General features: G+C 50.8%; 10 protein-coding genes. 2 read left to right on the forward strand and 8 right to left on the reverse strand.

The window, feature by feature from the left end; genetic code table 11:
• Window positions 1-628 precede the first annotated feature (628 nt).
• On the reverse strand, window positions 629-4222 hold the full coding sequence (locus C1N53_RS08440) for a M1 family metallopeptidase (protein WP_137758884.1): 3594 nt from the start codon (window positions 4220-4222) through the stop codon (window positions 629-631).
• Complete coding sequence (locus C1N53_RS08445) at window positions 4219-5145, reverse strand: ABC transporter ATP-binding protein (protein WP_240773434.1); 927 nt, start codon at window positions 5143-5145, stop codon at window positions 4219-4221. The genes C1N53_RS08440 and C1N53_RS08445 overlap by 4 nt, the downstream gene beginning before the upstream one ends.
• 259 nt (window positions 5146-5404) lie before the next feature.
• Here C1N53_RS08445 and C1N53_RS08450 point away from each other — a divergent pair, with 259 nt between their 5' ends.
• Together C1N53_RS08450 and C1N53_RS08455 are read left to right on the forward strand one after the other, a co-directional pair.
• Window positions 5405-6409, forward strand: a complete 1005-nt coding sequence (locus C1N53_RS08450; RefSeq protein WP_137758885.1) for a sensor histidine kinase — start codon at window positions 5405-5407, stop codon at window positions 6407-6409.
• Window positions 6410-6413: 4 nt separating this feature from the next.
• Window positions 6414-7142 (forward strand): LytTR family DNA-binding domain-containing protein, encoded by a 729-nt coding sequence (locus C1N53_RS08455; RefSeq protein ID WP_137758886.1) that lies wholly within the window; start codon window positions 6414-6416, stop codon window positions 7140-7142.
• Window positions 7143-7224: 82 nt separating this feature from the next.
• Here C1N53_RS08455 and C1N53_RS08460 read toward each other — a convergent pair whose 3' ends face one another.
• The 6 genes from C1N53_RS08460 to C1N53_RS08485 form a co-directional block, all read right to left on the reverse strand.
• Window positions 7225-9165: a KUP/HAK/KT family potassium transporter gene (locus tag C1N53_RS08460; protein ID WP_137758887.1), complete on the reverse strand. Its 1941-nt coding sequence runs from the start codon at window positions 9163-9165 to the stop codon at window positions 7225-7227.
• Window positions 9166-9197: 32 nt separating this feature from the next.
• Window positions 9198-10667, reverse strand: coding sequence for an MBOAT family protein (locus tag C1N53_RS08465; protein ID WP_137758888.1), 1470 nt, complete (start codon window positions 10665-10667; stop codon window positions 9198-9200).
• A gap of 83 nt (window positions 10668-10750) precedes the next feature.
• On the reverse strand, window positions 10751-12238 hold the full coding sequence (locus C1N53_RS08470) for an amino acid permease (RefSeq protein WP_137758889.1): 1488 nt from the start codon (window positions 12236-12238) through the stop codon (window positions 10751-10753).
• 232 nt (window positions 12239-12470) lie between these two features.
• Window positions 12471-12815 (reverse strand): hypothetical protein, encoded by a 345-nt coding sequence (locus tag C1N53_RS08475; RefSeq protein ID WP_137758890.1) that lies wholly within the window; start codon window positions 12813-12815, stop codon window positions 12471-12473.
• 15 nt (window positions 12816-12830) lie between these two features.
• Window positions 12831-14597 carry an amino acid permease gene (locus C1N53_RS08480; RefSeq protein ID WP_137758891.1) on the reverse strand — a complete coding sequence of 589 codons (1767 nt, stop codon included), beginning with the start codon at window positions 14595-14597 and terminating at the stop codon, window positions 12831-12833.
• Between the two features lie 32 nt (window positions 14598-14629).
• Window positions 14630-15706: a lysylphosphatidylglycerol synthase transmembrane domain-containing protein gene (locus C1N53_RS08485; protein WP_137758892.1), complete on the reverse strand. Its 1077-nt coding sequence runs from the start codon at window positions 15704-15706 to the stop codon at window positions 14630-14632.
• Window positions 15707-15713 lie beyond the last annotated feature (7 nt).

Raw genomic sequence — 15713 nt, forward strand, 5'->3', positions numbered from 1 at the left:
ATTTATATAGGGCAGTTTTGTTTAAACTGCAAATATTGATGATTACTCCTTTATCTAAGGGTAAAGTTCAAAGCTATGCCTAAAATTGGTAATCCTATTACATTCATTAGATAGCCATAGAATAAAAATATTCCGGCTTCCATTACACATTTTGGGTCATCCGGGCCGAAGTTGTACATCAACCCCTGAGCTGAAAGTTAGGTTGCAAGTATAGGAACAGCTAAACCTAATAAGAAACAGCCTAAAAAAGCCAATCCAAAGTTCCTGCGCTCTGTTTTGTTCTTTCTCTTCCCAACCATGACCAGAATAATCATTGGAAGAAAGATTAAAAACATTGGCAATATCATTATAAGTATAAAGCTCATTACTACTTCATTTTTATGACATTGTGTATTCTGTCTTTAGGACAGCACGAAACCTGGTTCTCTATAAGAAGTTGTTCCAGTTATTAACCCTTTAGCCTGAGTGCTTGAAGCGTACTTGTAAATCTTACATTTTAATCAGAATGAACTCGGTTTCCGATTCACTTCTATTTATGTAAAGCTAAATATAAAAAATTCCTATAAATCATCAAGTGGCCTGGTGACACATTTCAGGCCGTGGCTGGTAAGCCTGTTTCACTTGTGGGCTATTTCCCGCTCCATAGCATCATGTTATCATCACGCCTCAGGTCGATCAACAGGTGGTGTGGATCAATACCGCCGCTTCCTGGCTTTCGCGGTACTATCATTTTAATGGTCTGCTCACCAGACCGGATGCGGTGCATCTTGAGGTAGAGTGGCTCGTCGACACCTTTGCCTTCCTCATAGAGGCCCACTTCCAGCCAATCATTCATCGGCACATCGTTTTCAGAACCTGTACTGTCCACCACCACTTTTTGCGCCTGCACCTTTAGCGTTACCTCCCACGCGCCTGCCTTTGCTTGCACCGCAGACAATTGCTTTGTTTTAAGGCGCCAATACGTGTTCTCCTTAAACAGGTCGTGTAACAGGTACTGCAAGGAATCCGGGGTAAGCTCTTCCAACTCCTGGTAAAGATCAAGGGTAGTAGGCAAGGTAATTTCTCCTGATGTACGTTTCTGAAGCAGGCTCCGAAGCGCACCGTTAACCTTTCCTTGACCGATGTACTTACTCAGGGCATACATGGCAAGGCCACCTTTTCGATAGTATAAAAACTCTTCATTTGCCTGCAGCAAGGAAGGCGTTGCGAGTGAGCGTGGCATTTCGTAGGAAGTATGCAGAAAGTCCAGGTATTGCCGCAAATGGCCCTCCCCATAGTTCTTTTCCAGCACCTGCATGCCGGAGTATACAGCAAGCCCCTCAATTAAAACACCGGCTCCTTCAACATTGGCAGGTGTTAACCTGGCTATTCCCCACCACTGGTGCGCCACTTCATGAGCCAGTATGTAATACGGCAGGTCAAAGCCCCCGGGGCTGTCATCGGGATGCAGAAGGGGGTACTGCTCTCCGTAGTAGATAATTCCCGCATCCGCTGTAGCTCCGCCTCCTGAACCAGCACGCTCTACTACCGTCATATACGGATAGGGGTAAGGGCCAAACTGCTCTGTATAGTACGACAGCGAAGCTTTTACGCTCCGTAACATGCGGCCTATGTTATGGGCATGGTCTGGATGATAATAGATCCTGATCGCCACATTGTTCCACTCGCTTTCCTGCACCTTGTAATCAGCCGACAGGATGGCATACTCACCTCCAATAGGAGCATCTGTTTTGTAGTGGAAGTAACGCCGGTCACCTGCAATCCAGGTTTTCTTCAAAATGCCTGGGGCAAGGGCAACTTCATCCACCGCTGTACCTATAGTGGCTTCAAAAATGGTCTGATCTGTACTGAGCGATTTATTACGCGCCTCCCGATCATAAAGAGAGGGTACGGCAGGACGCGCTGCAAGCCTATACTTTTTCCGGAGAACCCCACCCTTTATTTCTCGGTAGCGCTGGTAGCCAATGCCCGGAAGCAAATCTGAGTTTGTGAAATAAGTGCCGTTCTCCACCACCAATGGTTTTGCGCCGCCGTGACGGAAGCCATTCTGCTTATGGAGCACCACAAAATTCAGTTGTACTGAATCTCCCGGCTGTAATGGTTTCTCCAGTGCATAGATGTGGTGGCTGAGTTCGTGGTCTGTCACCACGCCGGCAGCCACCCGATTAAAATTAACTTCACGAAACTCTGTGCCCGAAACACTTCCTATATGTATGGAGTCTATGGGTACTAAATCTTTATTCACCAGTGTGTAGGTTCCCCGAATCACGACTTGCTGCCGGTCTGGATAAATATAAATGTGCAGCTTGGTAGCCGTCAGCTGGGGTTGCGGGCTGTTCCGGTAACGGCCGTAGCGCCGTTCGTATGCCGCTTTCCTTTCCACTATGTCAGAGCTTGTCAGGTACTCGTTCAGCACATTCGTATTATAGAACACGAAGCTCCCCATGGTAAGGAGAAGCCCTGCACCGAGTATGGCAACCCAGGCTGTTGAGCGTGTAAAGCGGCGATGCGCCAGCTGAATACGGTGCTTCAAACTATGTGCTCTTCCCCGTGGCCAAAGTAACCGCCCTCCCACTGCCAATAGCAAAGCCCAGGCAATCCAGTATAGTTTAAACCACAGCCACGGCCCCAGGGTAGGTCCAAAGCCCCGCATATCGGTGTACCACCACCCCGTGTCTGCCCCAAAGATGAGCATAGGGTGCTCAATGCCATACCTGGAAGGGAAGGCCATAAAGCTAAAAACCAACAACATTGCCAGATGCCCTCCATATTTTTGATTCACCACGACGTGTACTACAAGGGCAAGCAAGGCGAAGAGCATGTACTCCAGGAGCTGCAGCCCGAAGAGCACCTGCAAATACAAACTTATCTCCAACTTATCGTAGCCCAGGCCTAACTGCATCCCTATACCTCCTGCCATGAGCAAAGCCATCCATACCAGGATGATGCCCCCTAAGCCAAGGAACTTACCCATGAAGAGTACCCAATCCGGTACCGGTGCTGCATCAGCAATATCACCCAGGCCTGCATCCCGCTCACGCCATACAAGCTCACCCACGAAGTACAGGATGAGTAATGGCAGCACAACCCATGGAGAGTTGACACTGCTGACAGGAGCGGCCAGGTAGCCTGTTACCTGCTGTGTCGTTGGGAGTAGCGGAATGCCAAACTCAGCCATGATGCTGGAACCCAATATAGCAGAGGCCAGCGCCATAGCACCTACCAGGGTAAGTCCTAAAGGGTGTCCGGCTATTTTCTTAAAAGATGCCCACGCAATTGTAAAGACCTGGCTAACATGGCTTGCATAACCAAAACTTGGCGTAACCTGCGGAACTTTAATGGCAGTAGCTCTATTTATTGCGGTTTCAGCAGACGTCTTTGCCTGTACTTCAGAGTGCCGTACAAAGCGAGCCTTCCAGCTGCCGGTAGCAGGGTTAGCAAATTTGTAGCGGAGGTAGGCAAACCATAACAAGCCTGCGGCAACACCAGCCCACAAGACGCGATTCAGAAGAAACATTCCTTCCAGCGTCACGAGTCGTGTATTTTTCTCTGTTGCCGTCCATGTTTGCAGTTCGTTTCCTATGATACCGGCCACACCTACCGGATCCAGCAGTTTTACCAGATCCCAGTTCCCGAAGAGCTTTGCAGTTGCTATCGCTAAAATCTGGGCAAAAAAGGCTAACAACAGGCTGGCCATATAGCTGGCCAGCACCTGGCGGCTAAGCGCTGCAAAGGCAAACTGCAAAGCAGTTGCTACAAAAGCATTCGGTAAAGCTATCAGGAAGTATACATTTCCATAAGCCAATGGCCTGAGTGGTAATAGTTCACCCTGATCCATGACTGGCAGGTAGAAGGAGAGCAGCACTCCTACCGGCAAAGCAAGCAGCAGCAATGCATTTACTGCAAAGGCTGCGAGAAATTTTCCACCCAGGTAGTTCAACTTCTTAACCGGAGTTGTATAAATAAGGGAGTGTATACGTTGCTGCACGTCACGCGCTGCTGCTTCGCCAGCTACGTTCGCACCCATAACAAGCCAGATAAAGCCGCCCATGACAGTAATAGCCGTGATGTGGAAAGTGTTGTTCGGGTAAACGCCATCGCCAGGTGTAGTGACCAGGTTCATGACAAATGTAAAAATCAGAAGAAAGGCTACATAGAGCCAGGTGGTGATGCGGCCTCCCAAATAGGCGAACTCAGAGCGAAAGATCTTCCAGAGTATCATAACTGCACCTCCCGCTCCTGTGGCATCCCCTGCTTTTGGTTATACCCTGCCATAGTGCTGAAATATACATCTTCCAGATCAGGAGCCACCGGCTCAAAGCCATTACCGGGGTTCTCTTCGCTGTAGATATGGACTACTGTTTGTCCGCTAAGCAATTTGGTAGAAACTACCTTATGTTCCCGTTCCAATGCCGGCAGCACCGTTTTCTCCACAACGAGGCGCCAGATTCTTCCCTGAAGTCCGTCCACAGCTTTTAATGGCTCCGCTTCCAGCAGAATCTGTCCTTTGTTGATGATCGCCATTCGGGTACACAGTTCACGCACATCCTCTACTATATGAGTTGATAGAAGCACTGCGCTGCTCTCGCCCAACTCGCTCAGCAGGTTTAGGAAACGCACCCGTTCTGCCGGGTCCAGCCCCGCCGTCGGTTCGTCCACAATCATCAGTTTGGGGTTACCTAACAGTGCCACGGCCACGCCAAAACGCTGCTTCATCCCACCCGAAAAGCCACCCAATTTCTGCCGGCGCACCTCCCAGAGGTTGGTTTGTTTTAACAAGGCCGCTACCACTTCTCTTCTGGAAGACCGGTTGGTGATCCCTTTGAGCACGGCAAAGTAATCGAGCAGGTCTTCTGCTTTTGCTTTAGGGTAAAGCCCGAACTCCTGCGGCAGGTACCCCAGCGTCTCGCGCACATCATCTTTCTGCTTCAACACATCAATTTTGCCCAGGTGTATACTTCCCTCATCCGGCTCCTGCAAGGTAGCCAGCGTGCGCATGAGCGTAGATTTGCCCGCACCGTTAGGACCAAGCAGACCGTACATGCCCGTAGGAATGCTCAGGTTAATGTTATTTAATGCCTGTACGCCATTGGCGTAGGTTTTAGTGACATTGCGGATAGACAGGCTGATCTGGTGATTTTCCATAGTTCTGATTTGTCTTTGATCTTATATCATGAAGCAGGAGAAGCATCCTGACAGACCTTTCCCACTTATTTTCAGAATAAAGGAAACAGTAGGAGCCAGGAAGGCAAAAAGCAATATGCTACCGCTGTAAAGTAATCGACCAATGGCTGCTTTGCTTCCGCCAACGTACTTGCAGGTCTGAATGCCTGTTTCGTAGATTAGCCGAAGGCAACGGTCGAGTAGGTAATAAGGAAATGGCAGGAAAAAATATCTTTGTTTTATGAATCGAATTAAAAGGATATTTGTACTGGTCCACGTCGTTCTCTGGGTTCTGTTTAGCCTGCTGGTGGCTTTTCAACTCAGCCAGGATAATACCTACTGGCTTACCTTAACCGTGGGATTCGTTCTGACATGTTTGTATGTTTTTTACAGCCATTTTTATCTCCTGACCCTGTACTTAGGTAAAAAAAAGAAGGGTGCTTATTTTCTCCGGCTGGCTGGAATCATGTTCACCGGTCCTCTCCCCTTTTTGTTTTTCCACCCCAAAGGGTTAGATGACTGGCCGCTTTCCAATGACTACTACGTCATGACACTTTTCACTGCTGTGCCCCTTTTTTTCTTTCTCAGTTGGCTGGCCAGGGTTACTGAGAACCTGATGCTGAATACAATCAAGAAAGAACAGCTGGAAAAACAGGCCGTAGAGTCTGAACTATATTATCTTAAATCACAGATCAATCCGCACTTTCTGTTCAATACGCTCCATAACATTCACACGCTGGTATACAAGCAGGCTGCAACCGCTCCCGAAGCAGTGCTCCGCCTCTCTTCTCTGATGCGCTACATGATCTATGAATCTAATGCGCCGACAGTGCCCCTTTCCAGGGAAATGAACTACCTGCAGGATTACGTAGGTTTGCAACAGCTCCGGTATAAAAAGAGCCCGGTTGTAGATATGATAGTAGAAGGAGACATAGAATCCAGCCGCATTGCCCCACTACTTTTCATACATCTTCTGGAGAATGCATACAAACACAGCCCTGCCCGACTGGAGCCAGGCGATGTAAAGGTCAGGGTTGCGGTAAAAGAAAACACCCTTACCTTCAGCACGCAAAACCCTATCGCCTCCCAAACGGACGAATCGCCACTGGAAGAACCGGGCGGTGTTGGTTTGCCAAACGTCCGGAAAAGACTTCAATTGTTGTACCCCGAGCGGCATCAGCTCGAGATTAACAACGAAGGCGACCTGTTTTCAGTCATCTTAAAGATCCACGCCCTTCAGTCATAGCCTTATGAAAGAGAAATTAACCTGCTATATTATTGACGACGAGCACCTGGCACAGGAGATTCTGGAAGAGTATGTTTCCAAAGTACCTTTTCTGGAGCTGAAAGGCACCTTTATGAGCCCGCTGGAAGCAGCTTCGCAACTAAAAGAAGACCAACCCGACCTGCTCTTCCTGGACATCAACATGCCAGGCCTGAACGGGCTCAGTTTTATACCAATGCTGAACCCCAAGCCTATGATCATCCTGACGACTGCCTACGACCAGTATGCCCTTCAGGCCTTTGACCTGGAAGTGAGAGACTATTTAGTGAAACCCTTCTCTTTTGAACGGTTTTATCAAGGGGTGTTACGGCTCTACCAGGAGCAAAGCAGCCGACAGTTGCCGGCGCAGAAAGCAACAAAGCCGGACGCACCGGAAGAAGTCGATTACATCTTCCTGAAGGTGGGCCATCGCATCCAGAAGCTCGCAGTGCAGGACATACGCTACGTTGAGGGCATGAAAGATTACCTGCGCATAAACACAGCACACGACAAGGTCATGACGCTACTCAGCTTCGCGCAATTAGAAGACTTACTGCCCGCTGCCAGGTTTGCCCGCGTACACCGCTCCTATCTGGTAGCCCTGGATAAGATTGACCACATCGAGAAAAACAGGATCTGGATGGGAAACCAGGTCATTCCGATCAGCGATACCTATAGCGATAGCTTCTATAAAAAACTGAAGGGACTGGCATAAGGCTGATTGCTGTGGCTATGGATGCTTGTATAAAGCTTCTCTGGCAGCCCTGCCACAGGGACCCCTGCAGGCCGGTGCTTCGTCAGGAGAATACCCGACGAAGCACCGGCGCCTGCACCGGTTGTATGACCAGCGGCACCTTCTCCACCTTAACAGAACTGGTATCCAGGCCGAACCACCTGCTTTCCGAACTGGTGAATTCCTTGATGCTGAAATACCAGTTCATGATGATGCGCTGCCGTAAAGGCAGGCTGTTCTCGTAGGATAAAAATTTCTCCAGCACTACAAAGCGGAAGTCTCCGATCAGTTGTTGCCTGCTTAGCGACTGGTACCGGCTGGTAATATCTACCTCCCCGTTCCGCACCAGCTCTTCCACTACCTTTTTAAAGAACAGGTTAATGCGCTGTTCCACCCGGAAACCCAGCCGGAAATCGATTCGGATCACATCGCCAGGCGCCAGTATCCGGACCATATAATCGGTTGTGTAGGGTTCGTCTGTGGTCGCCACATGAACAAACCAGTAAACATCGGCCCGCTTGGGGCGCTTCTGGAAGATGGAATAAATCACTTTCGACTCAATTTTTTTAGGATGAGTCGCTCCCGTCATAAACACCAGGTGCGTTGTATATTTGGGAATGGACTCGTCCTCGCTTAGCTCCTTCAGCGCAGGCAGGTACTCCTTCATCCGCACATACTCGGTTAAACTGCCTTTGATCTGGAAGGCTTTTATCCAGATGTACATCACGGCAAGCAGTAGCCCGGCCAGGAGCAGGGAAACCCAGCCACCGTGCGGAAACTTGCTCAGGTTAGCCAGCAGAAAGGCCGATTCTATAGCTCCGTACAGGACAATAAACACAAGACCCACCACCCACGATTTATACCGGACATATAAATAAAAGCTCATAAGCGCAGTAGTGGAGAGCATGGCAAGCGTAATGGCAAGCCCATAGGCTGCCTCCATGTTCCCTGACTCGCGGAAGTAAAGCACTACTCCCATACAACCCAACCAGAGCAGGCCGTTCACACTCGGCACATACAACTGGCCTTTGTGGTTGGTCGGATAAATAAGCCTGACCCTGGGCCACAGATTCAGCCGGATGGCCTCGCTGATAAGGGTAAAGGATCCGGAAATCAGCGCCTGGCTGGCAATGATGGCCGCCAGTGTTGCAATGGCGATGCCGGGCAACAGAAACCAGGAGGGCATGAGTCTGAAAAAAGGGTTTCCTTCTAAAGCAGCCCCGCTATGCTCCATCAGCCATCCCCCCTGCCCCATGTAGTTCAACACCAGGCACAGTTTAACGAAGCCCCAGCTCACCCGTATGTTTGGTCGGCCGCAATGCCCCAAGTCTGAATAAAGGGCCTCTGCCCCGGTGGTACACAGGAATACAGCTCCCAGAAGCCAGAAACCACCCGGCTGGTTCACCAACAGGTCGTAAGCATACGCAGGGTTGAGCGCTTTCAGTATTTCCGGATGCCTCATAACACCGTAGCCTCCCAACACACCCAGCATGATGAACCAAAGAAGCATCAGCGGTCCGAAAGCTTTGCCCACTATCTCTGTTCCGAAACGCTGCAACAGGAACAGAAAGGTTAAAATAGCCAGCACCAGCGGTACGGTCGGGATAGTGGGATACAGTATCCGCAGGCCTTCCACGGCCGAGGCAACCGAAATAGGCGGCGTAATAATACCGTCGGCCAGTAAAGAAGCCCCGCCCAGCATGGCCGGAACAATCAGCCAGCCTGCCCTCCTGCGAATCAGGGTGTAGAGAGAAAAAATGCCCCCTTCTCCTTTGTTATCGGCCTGTAGTGTCAGCAGCACATACTTAAGGCTTGTCTGCAGGGTCAGGGTCCAGAAAACACAGGAAATACCGCCATAGACTAATATTTCTGAAATACGGTTGGCCCCGATAATGGCTTTCATCACATAGAGCGGCGAGGTGCCTATATCACCGTAAATAATGCCGAGGGAAATCAACAGGCCAGCCGTCGTAACGGGATGTGCCTTTTCGTCAACATGGTTCATGTAAAAGTCTTTATGAGGTAGTGCCCTGCAATTTAAAATTGAAAATATATAAACTCCCCTGCCCCAAACTGTCCAAAAATAAGCACCACCAGCAGGAACAGGTAGTACAGCCCCCAACGCTGCCAGACAGGACGGGTGGCAATCAGTTGCCGGATGCTTAAGTGGTTCTGTTGCCGGTGAATAACTGACATCAGGATTACGGAGCCAAGCCCAACTGCAAAAATTTTGGGCGAAGTGTCTAAAAACACCAGGTGTTGCCAATCTCCTTCTGCCAGTTCTTTTATGTTACCCAGCCCAGCTACTGCATGGTAGGCAATATACACGGCATCCTGCAGGCTGGTGGCCCGAAAAAAGATCCAGGCAAAGCTTACCAGCACAAACACACTCAGCAGTTGCAGGGTATGGTGCAGGCGGGGGAAAGCAGTTAACCCGATTTGGTCAGCCACCTTTTCCCGCAACTTCTTCGTCATGAAACCCGAAACCTGGTAAAACCCGTGCAGGGCTCCCCACACGATAAACGTCCAGCTGGCACCATGCCAAAGGCCGCTCACCAGGAACACCACCAGCAGGTTGAAATACCAGCGCCATTTGGGCACCCGGTTCCCGCCCAGCGGGATGTACAGGTAATCTCGGAACCAGGTAGAAAGCGAAATATGCCAGCGGCTCCAGAACTCCGGTATCGACGTAGCCAGGTACGGGCGGTTAAAGTTTTTCATCAGCGTAAAACCCATTACCTGCGCCGAACCGATGGCCATGTCGGAGTAACCCGAAAAGTCGCAGAAAACCTGAAAGGCAAAGAAACATGTAGCCAGCACCAGCGAAATACCGGTGTAAGCCGTCGGTTTGTTGTACACATTATCTACCATGAGGGCCAGGTTATCAGCCACCACCACTTTCTTAAAAAGTCCCCAGGCCATCAGCTGCAACCCGCTCACGATGCGGTGGTAGTCAACGTAGTGCTTCTCGTAAAACTGGTGCAGAATGTTCTGGGGCCTTTCGATGGGTCCTGCCACCAGCTGCGGGTAGAACATAACATACAAAGCATAGATGCCGAAGTGCCGCTCTGCCTGCTGGTGCCCCCGGTACACCTCAAACGTGTAACTCATGGCCTGGAACGTGTGAAAGGAAAGCCCGATGGGCAGCAGGATGTGCAGGTACGGGATGTGGTTTTCGTACCCCAGCCACTGACTGAGGGAGGTAATGTTGTCATTTAAAAAGTTGAAATACTTGAACACCGCCAGCACCCCGATATTAGCCACGAGACTTGCGAGCAGAAACACCTTTTTCCTTTCAGGAGTTTTGCTGTCTTCTATACAAATGCCTGCAGCGTAATCTACCACTATGGTAAAGAACAGGATCAGGATATACACAGCTTTAAAGAACATGTAAAACACGCAGCTGGCAGCCAGCAGGAGCATCCAGCGGTATCGGTGGGGCAGCAGAAAATACAGCAGCGTCACCACCGGGAAAAAGAGCAGGAATTCAAACGAATTGAATAACATGATGCTAATTCTAGAAGAAGGTTTAGTCTAAAACAGACAGCGTGTAAAAACAGGCTCGAGGTATAACAGCAGAAGCCTTTGCGCTAGGGAAGCGAAGCCGGTTCTTTTGCCCCTGTTGCTTGCTGCAGTTTGCTGTGGCGACGGCCGTAAAGGAAGTAAACCAATACACCTATGGCCATCCAGATAATCAGGCGAAGCCAGGTATCCAAGCCGAGGTTCAGCATCATATAACCACAGATCAGGATGCCGAGCAGGGGCACAAGCGGTACAAAAGGTGTCCGGAACGGGCGGTGCAGGTGCGGACTACGGTAGCGGAGCAGGATGATGCCACCACATACAATCACGAAAGCCAGTAAGGTGCCGATGCTGACCAGTTCCCCTAAAAGGCCAATCGGGAAGATGCCGGCCACCAGGGCAGCTGTAACACCTGACACCACGGTGGTCACATAAGGAGTTTTATACTTAGGATGTACTTTTCCAAAAAGAGGCGGCAACAGCCCGTCGCGCGACATGGCGAAGAAAATACGCGGCTGCCCCATCAGCATGACCAGTACCACAGAGGCCAAGCCGGCCACAGCTCCTATCCCCGTAAAAAAGTAGAGCCATTTCAGGGCCGGGCCCGCTGCCTCCAGGGCCACCAGTACCGGGTCGGGCACATTCAGATTGCTGTAAGAGGTCAGGCCCGTCAGCACCAGCGACATCAGCACATAGAGCAGCGTACAAACACCAAGCGACAACAGCATGCCAACAGGCATATCGCGTTGCGGATTCTTGGCCTCCTGCGCGGCCGTGCTCACCGCATCGAAACCAATGTAAGAGAAGAAAACGACCGCTGCCCCCTGAATGATGCCCTGCCAGCCATAACGGGCACCTCCGTCAGGTAAGACTTCACGGGCAGGTATAAACGGCTCCCAGTTTGCGGCATCCACATAACGGAACCCAAAGGCGATAACCAGTAATACGATAACGATTTTAATTACAACTACCAGGTTGTTGAATCGTGCCGACTCCTGTATACCCACTACCAGCAACCAGGTCATCACCAGGATGAGCAGTACAGCCGGCAGGTTTATGTAGGAGCCGGTAAAGGTAAAGGAGCTGCCATCGTAAGCCAGCGGCGCACTGGCAATAGTGGCCGGAACCGATATGCCAAGGGAGTTGAGCAGGCTCACGAAGTTTCCGCTCCAGCCGACTGCTACCGTAGCAGCACCAAACAGATATTCCAGGATAAGGTCCCATCCAATGATCCAGGCAATGAACTCTCCCAAGGTAGCGTAGCCATACGTGTAGGCACTACCGGCAATCGGAATCATGGAGGCAAACTCGGCATAGCATAAGCCGGCAAACAGGCAGCCTAAACCGGCTACTATAAATGAGAAAACAATGGCAGGCCCGGCTGCATTGGCAGCTGCCGTACCTGTAAGCACAAAAATACCGGCACCTATGATGGCACCGATGCCCAGCATGGTCAGGTTGGTGGCCGAGAGCGTACGCTTCAACCCATTCTCTCCGCTTTCTGACTCACGGATAAGGTTTGCGACCGACTTTGTCGCGAATATGTTTTTTGACATGGTTGTTCTAAAAAAATAAAAAGAAAGGAAAGGCAGCAGCAACCGGTAAGGCCTTTAACAGCCCATTCAATCCTGCAGAAATCTAATAAGAAGCAAAAGGGTACAAGCCTTAAGACACCAGACAGAGGCGTTTCTATGAACTGCAGCTTGATAAACAGCTGTCATGTTCCCATTCAGACGCTACTGTGCATGTACTTTTGTCCTGGTACCCATCAGCGTAAAAAGCACTATGTCAGGGGCCATTCGGCTGGAGCCTGTAACGCAGCGTGCACACAGGGCACAGCGCACCTTTGGGAACAAGGGCAGCACAGGCTGTTATAGCGATGGAATATGAACTGTGAGGGTGCTGAAAAGGAAGGAACAGCTTATCGTGAAGCGTATGGTCCAGTACCTGTTGCTCCGGCTTTTCGCTCAGCCAGGGCACCGGCAAGGAAGGCGTAACTTCATAGAGACACTCGGATTCCTGTCCATCTGCCACGATTTCCAGTGATGTTGCTGCTGCATCAGCGCAAGTATATAGGGCTGCCGTAAGCAGCATCCCGAACGCCCATAGCACGATATTCCAACAGGTTCGCATGTGGCAGCGTTTTTATCAGGCTTCGTTTACGTTTGAACCCGACTGGGCAAGTTTGCTGTTCCGGTAGCCGTAACAGCCGTACACGAGTATTCCCAGCACCAGCCAGATCAGGAAGCGGCTCCAGTTAGTTATTCCGAGTTCGGTCATCAGGTACAGGTTGGTAAGCAACCCTAAAACCGGAATCAGCGATAGCCGGTGCCTGTAGGTGAGTACCGTCATCACCAGGGTTACTAAAATAAAACCTGCCAGGGGAAGTTTATGTGTCCATCCTTCCCGAGAGCTTACTCCACCAGCTTCTCCGGTCAAATTCAGAAAACCAGCGATTCCCACCGGATAGAAAGTCTGTAACAGTACCAGGAGCAGGAGCAGCAACAAAGGCAATACATATTTACCGTTGATATAAGGCACCCGAAATCCTTTACCGGCAACCGGGCTCTCCTGCTTTGAATCCTGTAACAGAATGCCTCCACACACCAGCACAAAGGCGAACAGCGTACCAATACTGGTTAAGTCCGTTACTTCCGTCAGGTTCATGAACAGGGCAGGTACTGCTACCACAAAGCCGGTTACTACCGTAGCAAAAGAAGGAGTTTTATGTTTGGGGTGAATGCGCGAGAAGGCTCTTGGCAACAAGCCATCGCGGCTCATGCTCATCCAGATACGTGGCTGCCCATATTGGAACACCAGCAGCACACTGGCCATCGCCACTACCGCACTTACAGCTATCATCCCGGCCATGGCAGGCATGTTTACCCTTGCAAATACAAAAGCCAGCGGATCGCCTACAGCCAGTTCGTGGTAAGGCACCATGCCGGTTAGCACAAGGGCCAGCAGCACATACAGTATTGTACACACCACCAGCGTCAGCACCATGGCCAGCGGCAGGTCACGCTTCGGGTTCCGGCATTCTTCCGCAGTAGTAGAGATGGCATCAAACCCGATATAGGCAAAGAAAACAGCCGAAACACCTTTCAGAATCCCCGATAGGCCATTGGGTGCGAAAGGATGCCAGTTGGCAGGTTGTACATAAAAAGCCCCTACGGCAATAACCAGCAGAATGACAATGAGTTTCAGCAAAACCAGCAGGTTAGCCGCCCGCTTCGATTCCTTTACTCCCACATATACCAGGTACGTAATCAGGGCGGTAATGCCCAGAGCAGGTATATCGGCAATAAGTTTTACACCAGCCAAAGCAGGAGCAGTTTGCCAGGCCTCGTATGCCATACGGGCAGCGGCCGGGATGTCTGTTAATGGCTGTCCGCCTGCCAGCAGGGCCGTTACTTCGGTATAACCGCGGGAGGCACTCAGGTAATCCATTGTCAGGTAAGCCGGAACAGGCAGCCCAACTCCATCCAGCAGCGCGGTAAAATAATCGGACCAGGAAATGGCTACGGCAATGTTCCCGATGGCATACTCCATGAGCAGGTCCCAGCCAATAATCCAGGCAACAAGCTCGCCAAAAGAGGCATACGCATAGGTATAGGCGCTGCCCGCCACCGGTATAGTGGAGGCGAACTGGGCATAGCACAGGGCAGAGAAACCACAGGCAACGGCTGTAAAAATAAACAGCAGCGAAACACCCGGTCCCCCGGCCGCACTGGCGTTACCAATCGTACTAAAAATACCCGCGCCTATAATCGCGGCCACACCAAAGGCCAGCAGGTCCCTGAGGCGCAGCGTACGTATCAGTTCATTTCCACCAGTAGCTTCCTCAGCGCTTATACTGGCTAAGACAGCCACTACCGATTTCCTTCTCCTGATATTGTGGAGTATATGTCGCATTTTGTTGAATTACAGAGCTTATTTGTATTTTATTAATCGACAGGCACTACCGCCTGATCTGCTTTGGTTCTGCTTTGGCTGAAAACACGGCTCGCCCACCGGGGGAAAACCAGCGCCCCCATCAAGAGGTAGAGGTAATAGGTAAGCAGCCGGTATAGCAGTACAATAATGGTGGTAAAACCTCCCAGGAACATGCCGAAAAATGCTGGAAAGGCTATTTCTGCCACACCGGCTGCCCCCGGTGTTACTGACATCATGAGCACTATTTTATAAATCAGGTTTCGGGAAAACAGCAGGATATGCTCCTGCAGATCAAGGTGGGTAAAGGCCGCTATAAGGCAACCGATAATGGCATAGCGGGCAGTCCATACAAAGGCGGTGGATATACCGGCACGCCACCAATAACCAGCTCCTTTACGGCGCAGGTGCTGCGAAGCGATCAGCAGTTCGTTTGCCTGGTTAAAAAGTATGAGCCGCCACCGCCGCAGCCACCCTGACCTGCTTAGCCGCAACAGCAACCTTTTTACGGCACGCGGGTTCAGGAGCAGCGCGTAAGCCATCAGAAAGGCATATACGGTCACCAGCAGGTAACTAACCGCAAAGGCAGTAGTTAAGCCTGCCTGTATGGCTTCCCCTACCGCATCGGCAGCAGGTACCACCCGATGTCCCACCATCACGAGTACCACCGGCACCGAAACGACGAAATACAGGTTATCAAGCATGGCTGTCACCATAACCTGGGCAATGGATTTGCCAAGCGGGATACGTTCCTTCATTAGCATAAAAGCGGCTACCGTGGAACCACCCACCACCGAAGGCAGTGCACAGGAGGCGAACTCCCAGAGCATGATTACGCTGAAACTCTGTCTCCAGGAAAGCGCCTGATCCGTTACGGAGCGGATGCGGTATACGTAACCAAAATCCCGTATGAAGAGAACAAGTAAGGTGATAGCAAGCCATAACGGGCTGGCCTGCCGGAGGATCTGCAACTGAGCAGGCTCGTAGTTGCGGTACAGCATGTAAGCGACTATGCCCAAACCCAGCAGCATAGGCAACAACACCTTCCTCAGGGAGAATTGCTCCTGTAGCTTTTGTTCGTTTAAAGCCATTATTGTA

The organism is Pontibacter sp. SGAir0037, assembly GCF_005491705.1.
Taxonomy (GTDB): Bacteria; Bacteroidota; Bacteroidia; order Cytophagales; family Hymenobacteraceae; genus Pontibacter.

Excerpts from the sequence above, each read along its gene's own strand:
- C1N53_RS08440 (WP_137758884.1), bottom strand. The coding sequence starts at position 4,222 with ATGATACTCTGGAAGATCTTTCGCTCTGAGTTCGCCTATTTGGGAGGC.
- C1N53_RS08445 (WP_240773434.1), bottom strand. The coding sequence starts at position 5,145 with ATGGAAAATCACCAGATCAGCCTGTCTATCCGCAATGTCACTAAAACC.
- C1N53_RS08450 (WP_137758885.1), top strand. The coding sequence starts at position 5,405 with ATGAATCGAATTAAAAGGATATTTGTACTGGTCCACGTCGTTCTCTGG.
- C1N53_RS08455 (WP_137758886.1), top strand. The coding sequence starts at position 6,414 with ATGAAAGAGAAATTAACCTGCTATATTATTGACGACGAGCACCTGGCA.
- C1N53_RS08460 (WP_137758887.1), bottom strand. The coding sequence starts at position 9,165 with ATGAACCATGTTGACGAAAAGGCACATCCCGTTACGACGGCTGGCCTG.
- C1N53_RS08465 (WP_137758888.1), bottom strand. The coding sequence starts at position 10,667 with ATGTTATTCAATTCGTTTGAATTCCTGCTCTTTTTCCCGGTGGTGACG.
- C1N53_RS08470 (WP_137758889.1), bottom strand. The coding sequence starts at position 12,238 with ATGTCAAAAAACATATTCGCGACAAAGTCGGTCGCAAACCTTATCCGT.
- C1N53_RS08475 (WP_137758890.1), bottom strand. The coding sequence starts at position 12,815 with ATGCGAACCTGTTGGAATATCGTGCTATGGGCGTTCGGGATGCTGCTT.
- C1N53_RS08480 (WP_137758891.1), bottom strand. The coding sequence starts at position 14,597 with ATGCGACATATACTCCACAATATCAGGAGAAGGAAATCGGTAGTGGCT.
- C1N53_RS08485 (WP_137758892.1), bottom strand. The coding sequence starts at position 15,706 with ATGGCTTTAAACGAACAAAAGCTACAGGAGCAATTCTCCCTGAGGAAG.